Source organism: Actinomycetota bacterium (assembly GCA_030776725.1).
Classification (GTDB): domain Bacteria; phylum Actinomycetota; class Nitriliruptoria; order Nitriliruptorales; family JAHWKO01; genus JAHWKW01.
On record JALYHG010000015.1, the window covers coordinates 1 to 9,950 of the forward strand.

The window sequence follows — 9,950 nt, forward strand, 5'->3', positions numbered from 1 at the left end:
CAGCGATGACGTCGGGCTGTTCGGCCATCTCCTGGGCCATCACCGCCCCGGGGTGCTCGTGGTCGCGCTCGGTGCCTGTTGTCACGTCGCCTCCTCGGGCTGCATCCTCGCGAGGACCCCAAACGTCGCACGCGGTCGGACACGCCGGCCGCGGGGGATCACCCCCCGAAGACTAAAGACAGCCGCGCCGGCGACCGATGCACCCAACATGTCTGATATCGACGGCGGGTTCGTGACCCGGATGGGCGTCACCGGCGGTGGACCAGTGATGCCAATCGGGCCGGAACGACGCGGACTCGGCCATGTCTTGCCGCCGGCGCAGCGGCCTAGCGGATGGACGATCGTTGCTGGGGCTCGCGACGGCGCGGTTGGTGGGCATGCTGGTGACCTGGCGATCGGCCCTGGCGGTGTGTACACGTTGTCGAGGGTCGAACTGCTCGGAGAGGTGACCGTCGGGCCGCGGACGTTGCTGCACAACGGCGACCGCACCGATCACCTCAGCGACGCGGTCGGTCGTGCGGACCTCGCCGCAGACCGCCTCAGCGTCGCACTGGGCGTGACCGTCCACGTCCGCCCGGTGATCGTGGTCGTCGGCGCGGCGGTCGTGGTGGAGGCCCCGCCTCACGACGTCGCTGTCGTGGCCCTGGCCGACGTTCGCCGATGGCTCGAGTCGCGGCCCACCGTGCTCGCCACGCTTCAGGTCGTCATGATCGCGCGTCTCGCCCGACTCGCGGCGCAGCGGTACGCACCACCCGCCGACCGTCCATGCAGTGCCAACGGGACCGGCGGGTCAGCCGCTGCTCGCCTCCTCGCCCCGCAGACACGCAGCGGCGACCGCGGGCAGGTGACGCGCCCGGAAGGTCCCGTCGCCCAACGCCACGTCGACCAGTAGGTCGAAGATCGCCGGTGTCGCGGCGGCTGCCAGCGTGGCCTGGACGGTCCACGGCACATCGAGCAGGCGTGCGAGGATGCGGGTGTGGCGCCAGTGGCGGCCCAACCGGGTGCGCAACCTCCGCCGGTAGGTCGCGGCGGGGTCGGGTGCGGTCACCGCCGCCTCGCCCGCGAGTCGACCCGAAGCGATGGCGTAGAAGATGCCCTCCCCCGACAGTGGGTTGATCAGACGGGCCGCATCGCCGGCGTACAGCACCGGTCCGGTGGTCAGGGGGGCAATCGAGGTCGACAGCGGGAGGAGGTGACCTCGCAGTGTGCGGTCGTCGATGTCGACGTCGGGGAGCACCTCCGCGACCCGCTTCCTCAGCTCCCGCCGCCCGCCGGTGAAACCTCCCACGGGCGCGCACGCCCCGACGTTGAGGCGGCCGTCACAGGTCGGGAACGACCAGACGTAGCGCAAGCCGCCGCCGGCTTGCCACGCGATCAGCAGCTCGTCGCGACCGGGGACGGCCGGTGCGTACGCGCGGACAGCGACGGCCACCCCGCGGTCGCGGCCTCTGCGCTCGCTGAGCTGTGGTGCCGGCCGAGGCTGGGGTGACAGCACGCGGCGCACCGTTGAGTGGGCCCCGTCAGCGGCGATGACCGTCCGGGCGCGCCACCGCCCGTTGACCACGACGTCGTCCCCCACGCACGTCACCGTTGACACCTGCTCGGTGACGAGTTCCGTGCCCCGGTCCCGGGCGGTCTCGACCAGCCGCGCGTCGAACTGCTCGCGGGGCACCACGTACCCGGTGACACTGGGCACGCCACTCGCTTCCGCCCCGCCGGGGCCACACAGGCGGAACCGCGTCACCCGCTCGTCCGGCTTCAGGACGTCCGCATCCAGCGCCCGCAGTTCGCCGTGGGCCTGTGGGCCGATGGCGTCACCGCAGGTCTTGTCGCGCGGGAACGTTGCCTTGTCCACGACCAGGACGGTCGCGTCGGGGCGGGCCTGTTTCGCCGCGAGCGCCGCGGCGGTTCCGGCCGGCCCCGCGCCGACCACCACGACATCCCACAGCTCCGACGACACGCCCGACCTCGATGAACGTTGCTAGACCTCCGGGGGACGACGGAGGCGCTTGATCTCGGAACGTTCCCGCTTGTGCTGCAGCCGTCGCTCGCGCGCCGACCGACTGGGCCGCGTGGGTTTCCGTGGCGTCCGTACCTCGAGGGCATCTCGTAGGAGGTTGCGCAGGCGGCCGACGGCAGCCTGACGGTTCCGGGTCTGGCTGCGATGTTCCGACGCGTGCAGCACCAGGACGCCGTCGTTGGTCAGCCTCGACCCCAGCCGCTCGCGCACACGCTGCTTCTGCTCATCCGTCAGAGCGCCGGTCTCCTCCAGGTCGAAGCGCAGCTCGACCTTGGTCGCCGAGGTGTTCACGTGCTGCCCACCCGGCCCACCCGATCGGGCGAAGCGGAGCTCGATGTCGTGTTCGGGGATCGAGATGCCGCGACGGATCCGGATGGTGCTCATGCCGCCAGGGTACGGATGCTCGTGCGACCACCATCACCGCTGATCGTCCTGGCGAACGCCTCGTTGATCCGTCCCTCGTCGGTTCCGCGCGCCACCGGCCTCGGCATCGCACGAAGTGACCGCGGCCCGTCTCGACCGACGTCGGCGTGCCGGGGTCACGGTTGCCCCGGCGTCGAAGCGCCCCATAGCGCGTCGCGCAGGCCGGAGGCACGCTGGACCTGCCGGTCGATCGCCGCGCGCACCGCTTCGGGCCTGCCGACGATCGTGACGCGTTCCCGGGCGCGTGTGACCGCCGTGTACAGCAGTTGGCGGGTGAGGATCGGTGAGGCAGGTTCGGTCAACACGACGATCACGTGCGCGAACTGCGACCCCTGGCTCTTGTGCACGGTCATGGCGTGTGCGGTCTCGACGGCGTCCAGGCGAGCCGGGTCGAGCAGCCGCACGTCACCGCCCTGCTCGAACGCGACGGCGACGCGGCCATCGCGCTGCTGCACGACCACGCCCTGCTCACCGTTGAACACGCCGACCTGGTAGTCGTTCGCAGTCACCATCACCGGCCGTCCCACGTACCACGCTGGGTCGGTGTCGTAGCCGTCCACGTGCTGTGCGAGCCACCGCTCGGTGCGCGCCACCCACGTGGCGACGCCCGCCGGCCCACGCCGGTGTGCGCACAGGATCCGCAGCCGGCCGAGGGCATCGAGGGCGTCGGGCGCGGACCCGGCTCGTGCCGCTGCGTGCACCGCCGCCCAGGCGGCGCTCACCGCATCGCGGACCGGACCCAGCGTGCCCCGGAACGTGTCCCGCGCCGGGTCAGCGGGGATCCAGCCGACGTCGGGTCGCCCCTCATCGAGGAGCTCGAGGGCCGCCGCGACGCGCCCTCGCTGGATCGCGGTGGCGAGCTCCGCGATCCCCGACCGGCGACCGAAACGGTGGATCGTGGTGAGCACCACGATGCTGTCGCCGATGGTCGACCCGGCGGGAGGCGGGTGTGCCGCGACCGGCTGGCCCGTGAGCCGGCCCAAGGCGCTGCGCGCGGCCTCGGTCAGGTGCAGCCCGGCGGTGGTCGGGCCGACGACGTCGCCCAGGACCGTCCCCGTCTCGACCGACGTGAGCTGGTCGGGGTCGCCAACCAGGACGAGGCGGGCATCGTCGCGGACGGCGTCGAGGAGCTTGGCCATCAGCGACAGCGACACCATCGACGTCTCGTCGATCACGACCACGTCGTGCGGGAGCGGGTCGGTGCGGTCATGGCGGAAGCGTGTCCGGCTGTCGGATCGCACGCCCAGCAGCCGGTGGATCGTCGAGGCGCCCAGGGCCGTCAGCCGCGCGCGGATCGCATCGTCGGTGCGCAGCTGCACGACCCGCTCGTGCACCGCTTCCGCCAGGCGGTCGGCGGCCTTCCCTGTGGGAGCCGCCAACGCGATCCGTGGGGGACGACGGCCCGCGGCGGCGGCCTGTTCCTCCAGCAGCGCCAGGATCGACGCCACGGTGGTGGTCTTCCCCGTCCCGGGTCCACCGGCGATCACCGCGAGTGGCCGGAGCACCGCCACGGTGGCCGCCAGCCGTGGCCGAAGCCCGCCGTCCGCGGCGCGGTCGGCGCGGAACAAGCGATCGAGGCCGTCGCGGAGGACGTCCACGTCGACGGGGTGGGTCCCACTGGCGCTCCGCCGCCGCAGGGCGTCCACGACGCGCTGCTGGTACCGCCAGTACCGGTCGAGGTAGACATGCGACCCGACCAGCCGCAGGGGCCGCTCACCCTCGGCGGGTGTGTCCGTCTCGGTTGAGCCGGCGGGCGTGCCGCCGGTGATCGCGGGGCTGGTGACGGCGGTCAACGGGCTGGTGAGGGCGGTCAACGGGCTGGTGGCGACCGCCTCCACCCAGCTGTCGACGTCCGGCCACGGCAGGGAGTCCGCGTCGACGGCCACGTCCTCGTCGGCGGTCACCGAGCGGCGGGCGGTCGCCAGGTCAGCGAACACGTGCCCGAACCGCGGGGCGCGGACGGCCAGGGCCACCGCCAGGAGCACGCTGGGGTCGGCTTCACCGACCAGGCGCGACAGCGTGGTTGCCACGTGCACGTCGGCCGGTGCGAGGATCCCAGCCGCGTTGAAGTCGCGGAGCGGGTGCGGTCCGCGCTGCACCCGGCGGGCGTCGCGCGGATCCACCACCCCGAGCAGCGCATCGTGGGCGGGGCCAGCACCATTCACGCGGTCGTCCCGCGATCGAGCAGGTCGCTGACCGCCTCGATCAGCGACGCAGGCGGCCGCCAGGGGAACACCCCGCAGGGTTGGCCGTCGATCCGGGGGACGTCCGCTCCGGTCATCCCGCGCACGAACAGGTACAGCACCCCGCCCAGGTGGGTCTCGGGCCGGTAGCCGTCCAGCCGCCAGCGCAGGTAACGGTGCAGCGCGACGCTGTAGAGCAGCGCCTGCAACGGGTAGTGGCCGCGCGCCATCGCGTCGGCCAGCGCGGCCGGCCGGTAGTGCCAGGCGGTGAGCGGTCCGTCGCCGTCACCGAGGCGGTTGGTCTTGTGGTCCACCACCACGAACCGCGGTGCACCGCCGGGACCGCGCACGCGGACGACCAGATCGATCGAGCCGGTCAGGTACCCGCGGATGTTGCGGCGGAAGCCGGGATCGTCGAGCCGAGCCGGGTACCCGGCCAGCGGACCATCCTCTGCCAGCCGGGTGGCCAGCAGCTCCCCGATCGCGGCAACGGCCAGGTCAGCGCTGGGGGAGGTCGCTGGAACCAGGGGGAGCTCGAAGGCGACCTCGTCCAGGCGGTCGGCGGCGGTCACGTCGCGGAGGCGAACGTCGCCGACCAGCGCGCCGAGCGGGGTCTCGATCACCCGCCGCAGCCCGGCGACCAGTGCCGCCTGGTCGCCCACGCCGACCGAGCGTCGCGTGACCTGCACCGCCACCTGCGCGGTGAGCTCCCGGTCGAGGTCGTCCGCCGCGAAGTCGGTGTGTTCCAGGACGGCGTGGACGAACGTGCCGACATCCGCTCCGCCCGGCACGTCGGCCAGCGGTGATAGGACCGAACGCAGCCGGCTGTCGTCGTCGAGGCCGTCCTCGACCGCACCAGCTGCTGTGGCCAGTGACGGTTCGTCATCGACGACGTGCTCGGCGGGCTCGCTGGTCACCAGCGCATCGTCGCGAACGGCGATCAGCGCCGTGTACGAGGCCCGCTGCCACGTGCCATCCACGCTGCGGTCGAACGTGGCCGCGGCTAGCGGCTGGCCCGTTTCGGGTGCGGCCGTCCAGGCCCGCGTCTTCGGGTCGGGTGGGGTGGCTTCGATCGCGATCGTCCCACCGGCGCGGGCGGCCAGCTCCCCCAGTCGCCGCTGCGCATCCGCGTCGCTCGGCAGCGAAGCCCGGCCCTGGCTGAGCACCCGCCCGTCGCGGGAGCGGCAGAACAGAACCCGTGCCACCGCCGAGTCCTGGCCACGTGCGGCCGGGACCCACCACACCACGGCCTGGTGGCGTGCCCGGGTCAGGGCGACGTACAGCATCCTCAGGTCCTCACCCTTCTGCTCTCGTTCCGTGAGGCGTTGGTGGTGATCGAAATCCGGGACGCTGTCGCCACCGACGTCGACGATCCGGCCCGGTGCGGTGCCCGGGTCGTGGAACATCGGGACGTTGGTGTCGACGGGCCGCGACGACCACAGGAACGGGCAGTAGACGACGGGGAACTCCAGGCCCTTGCTGCCGTGGATGGTCACGACCTGGACCGCTTCGGCGTCGGACTCGAGGCGGCGGGCCCGCTCCTCGGCGTCGAGGTCGTCGCCGGCTTCGGCGATCCGCGCACGTAGCCAGTTGGTCAGGGCGGTGACGCCGAACTCCTCTGCGGTCGCCGCCGCGTGCAGCAGCTCGCCGATGTGGTGGATGTCGGTGAGCAGGCGCTCGCCGGCTTCCCGCGCCAGGAGACGCTCGGCGAGCCGCTGGTCGGTGGTGAGCGTCTGCACCAGCGACGCCACGCTGTGGTGGCGCAGGATCGCGGCCCATCGGTGCAGCCACAGGTGGACGTCCACGAGACGGTCGGGTTGGTCGACCGTGGCGGCGACGTCCTGGGCGTTCCAGCCCACGAACGGCGTCAGCGCCGCCGCTCGGGCGCGGGCGGACGAGGCCGGCCGCTCCAGCGCCTCGAGGAGGCGGAGCCAGTCGGTGGCGGCTGGGGTGGCGAACACGCTCCCGACACCGTTGATCACCGCCGGGACAGCGACGTCACGCAGGCTGCGTTGCACCAACGCCGCCTCGACGTTGCGGGGCACGAGGACCGCGATGTCGGCAGGGCGGATGCTGGCACGGCTGCGTTCGCCACCGTCGGCGCCGCGGCTGATAATCTGCGCCCCGGACTCGAGCAGGCCGACGACGTCGGCGGCCAGATCCGCGGCGATGTGCCTGCGGGCGGCGTCCGCCTGGACGGCCCCCCACCGGGTCGTGCGCAGGCCCGGGTGGCGGGCGACGAACCGGATCCGGAGGGGTGCGTCCGACGGGGCGCCGACCAGGCGCGGGTGGCGCAGACCGTCGCTGCACTTGACGGCGCGGTAGGCGATGTCGGGGTGGCCCAGCGCAGCCCCACGGAACAGCACGTTGTAGGCGTGGAGCAGGCCGCCATCGGATCGCCAGTTGACATCCAGGGTGTAGCGGGTGGGGGCCCGCGTCGCCGCGGTCAGGTAGGAGTGGACGTCCGCACCACGGAAGCGGTAGATGGCCTGCTTGGGGTCGCCGATCAGGATCAGGCCGCGCCCGTCGCTCACACCACCGAAGACCGCCGACAGGATGTCGCACTGCACCGGGTCGGTGTCCTGGAACTCGTCGACCAGGGCGATGCGGTACTGGGCACGCAGCCGGCGTCGCGCGGCGGGCCCCCGATGAGGGTCGCCGAGGACCTCGGCCAGCCGCGCCAGCAGGTCGTCGTACGACAGCTGACTGGCAGCCCGCTTACGGTCGGCGACCTCCGTGCGGACCGCCCGGGCGAGCTCCACGCGGAGCGCGGCCGTGCGGTCGGCGGGCCGCTGAGGGACGATCGTCGCGTCGGAGTTGGCGACCACCGCCGCCGCGATCGCCGACAGATCGCGGCGCGAGATCGGCGGCTCGCCAACGGTGCGGTGGAAACGTCTCACCATCAGGTCGTCGACCACCGCCTCGACCAGGTCACCCTGGTCGTCGACCAGCGTGGCGTCCCGGTCGACGTCTCCGGCCAGCCCGGCGCCGTGTAGGACGTGCTGACAGAAGCCGTGGATGGTCGCGATCGTCGCCGCATCGAACTCGCCGAGCGCGACGAGCAGCCGCCGGCGCCGCTCGGCGACCTCCGCGCGGCCGCCGGTGCTCAGCAGCGCGGCGACCCGGTCGTCGGTGCGGTCGGGATCGGATCCTGCCAGGACGTGCTCCAGGTGGTCAGCGACGCTGACCAGGCGTCGACGGACGCGGTCGCGGAGCTCGGCGGTGGCCGCACGCGTGAACGTCACCACCAGCAGCTCAGGCAGCCGGTAGCCCTGGGCCACGTACCGCGCGACGAGCCCCGCCATCGTGTAGGTCTTCCCGGTCCCGGCGCTGGCCTCGAGCACCACCGTGCCGGTCGGGAGCCGCCCCGCCGGGTCGAAGCGGTGCATCGTGGTGGGCGCCGTGGGGCTCATCGGTCGTGGCACTCCTCGACGGCGAGGAGCGGCTCCCACACCCGTCGGGCGTACCGGCCGAAGCGTGACGCCTCGTCGGCGGCCCAGCCGTCGCCGACCTCGTCGTCGCGCGCCACCGCAGCCAGCACGTCATCGAACTCGACCACGCCGCCGAGGACCAGGACGTGGTGGGGGTCGCGGTCCTCGCGGACGTGGGTCCACTGGGTCGTCCACGCGTCGTGTGCGGCGGCGGCCGGGTCAGCGTCACCGCCGACAGCCTCGGCGTACACCGCGGAGGTGTCGCAGTAGATGGGGAGCGGTTCTCGTTGACCCCGCAGGTAGAGGTCCACGAGGCGGGCCAGCTCGGCGCGGGCGGTGCGTTCCCGCTCGGCGGCGGTGGCGCCCAGCGGCCCCAGGCACGCCACGGTGACCTCGGGCTTCTGCCGTCGGGTGCGGCAGCGCCCGACCGTGACGGCGCGCAGGGCCCGGTGAGGGTGCGCCGCCGTGGCGGCCAGCAGCCGGGCCCAGGCGGCCAGCCGGTGCTTGGGCGCGACCCGTGCGTACTGCACGACCAGGAGCACGTCATCGACGACGTCGGGGACCGTCCCGGTCACGGTGCGTCCGGCGGGCAGGTCGAGCGTCACCTCGATGCTCCCGCGCGGGGCGCCGAGATCGACGTGGTCGCTGGCGCGGGCCACCAGCGCGTCGACGGTGGTGGTGATCTCGTCCAGGAGTGGGTCGGCGAGTCCCCCCGGTGGGAGGGTCCCGCGTGCGCGCTCGACCCGCACCCACCGCTCGACGCTCGCTCCACTCAGGCGTGCGGTCAGCAGCCCCTCGCCGACCGCGGACCGCTCGAGACCGGCCAGCTCCACCGGGATGCTGTCGGACACGGCCTCGGTCTGTCCGGGGAGGGTCACGCCCAGACGCCGACGCAGGAACGCCTTCACGGGGTGCTGCAGGAAGCGGACGATCTCGCCGAGGTCGATGACGTCCCCGTCGTCGACCTCGGCCAGCGGTGTGGGCAGGAACGGCTCGTCGTGGGTCTGGCCGGCCGCGCGGACGCGGGCCCCGGCCAGGGCGTTGCGGTCGAAGCTCCACGGCTCATCGGCGACGAGCTGGCCGGAGCGGAAGTTACGGGGGTCGAAGGGCTGCAGCGGGTGCTCGACCACGACCCGGTTGCGGGCCGGTTCCTCGCCGTCCCCGGCACGGGGGGCGCCGGCGCGCACGGTCCGGTCGATCACGTCGAGGAGTTCCCCGATCGGGACGGCCGGGGGCTGCTCCTCGTTGCTGCGTTCGTCCCGGCCGGTGTAGGTCACGACCAGCGTGTCGGTCGCGGCCAGGAGCGCATCGAGGAGGAGCTGGCGGTCCTCGGTCCGTGGATCGCGGTCGCCGACGTGCGGGTCACGTGCGACCAGGTCGTCACCGTCGGGCGCCGTCCGGCGCGGGAACGCCCCGTCGTCCATACCCAACAGGCACACCACCCGGTGGGGGACCGACCGCATCGGCACGAGCGTGCACACGGTGAGGTCACCGGTGCGGTGGTTGGCGCGGGTGGGGCGCCCGCGGAGACGCTCTGCCAGGAGCGTGCGGACCTCGGGCAACGTCAGCGGAAACGGGCTGGTGGCCCCCCGGTGGGTCGCTTCGGAGACGACCTCGTCGAGGAGGCGGTGCACCTGCAGGGCCTGCCACCGTTCCGGTTCGGCGGTGGCGGTGAGCAGCGCCGAAGCCTCCGCGATGGCGGCCCGCCACCCGGCCACGGTCTGGGGGCCGGCGAGTGCGTCGCGGGTCGCCGCGAGCCGGTCGACGAACTCGGCGAACCGGCCGGCGAGGTCGACCTGGGATGCCTCGACGTCGTCGAGCGGGACGGTGGCGCCCACCAGCCGCTGGTCCTCGTCGGCCATGGTGACACCCAGCAGGAGGCGGTCGAGACCG

At 73.3% G+C, this 9,950-nt stretch carries 6 protein-coding genes; 1 reads left to right on the forward strand and 5 read right to left on the reverse strand.

What is annotated here, in order from left to right:
* The first annotated feature begins 418 nt into the window (after positions 1 to 418).
* Positions 419 to 892: a hypothetical protein gene (locus M3N57_00565; protein MDP9021199.1), complete on the forward strand. Its 474-nt coding sequence runs from the start codon at positions 419 to 421 to the stop codon at positions 890 to 892.
* Here M3N57_00565 and M3N57_00570 read toward each other — a convergent pair.
* The 5 genes from M3N57_00570 to M3N57_00590 form a co-directional block, all read right to left on the reverse strand.
* The gene (locus M3N57_00570; GenBank protein ID MDP9021200.1) at positions 791 to 1,960 is read right to left on the reverse strand and encodes an NAD(P)/FAD-dependent oxidoreductase; all 1,170 of its coding nucleotides are present in this window, start codon (positions 1,958 to 1,960) and stop codon (positions 791 to 793) included. The two genes, M3N57_00565 and M3N57_00570, sit on opposite strands and share 102 nt — an antisense overlap.
* Before the next feature lie 21 nt (positions 1,961 to 1,981).
* Positions 1,982 to 2,404 (reverse strand): aminoacyl-tRNA hydrolase, encoded by a 423-nt coding sequence (arfB, locus tag M3N57_00575; GenBank protein MDP9021201.1) that lies wholly within the window; start codon positions 2,402 to 2,404, stop codon positions 1,982 to 1,984.
* 155 nt (positions 2,405 to 2,559) lie between these two features.
* Positions 2,560 to 4,608 carry an exodeoxyribonuclease V subunit alpha gene (recD, locus tag M3N57_00580; protein ID MDP9021202.1) on the reverse strand — a complete coding sequence of 683 codons (2,049 nt, stop codon included), beginning with the start codon at positions 4,606 to 4,608 and terminating at the stop codon, positions 2,560 to 2,562.
* Positions 4,605 to 8,039, reverse strand: a complete 3,435-nt coding sequence (locus M3N57_00585) for a UvrD-helicase domain-containing protein (GenBank protein ID MDP9021203.1) — start codon at positions 8,037 to 8,039, stop codon at positions 4,605 to 4,607. The genes recD and M3N57_00585 overlap by 4 nt, the downstream gene beginning before the upstream one ends.
* Positions 8,036 to 9,950: exodeoxyribonuclease V subunit gamma (locus tag M3N57_00590; GenBank protein ID MDP9021204.1), on the reverse strand; the 1,915-nt coding region annotated here is incomplete at its 5' end. The genes M3N57_00590 and M3N57_00585, both read right to left, overlap by 4 nt.

Coding starts and splice junctions, on each gene's coding strand:
- arfB (MDP9021201.1), bottom strand. CDS start 2,404: ATGAGCACCATCCGGATCCGTCGCGGCATCTCGATCCCCGAACACGAC.
- M3N57_00585 (MDP9021203.1), bottom strand. CDS start 8,039: ATGAGCCCCACGGCGCCCACCACGATGCACCGCTTCGACCCGGCGGGG.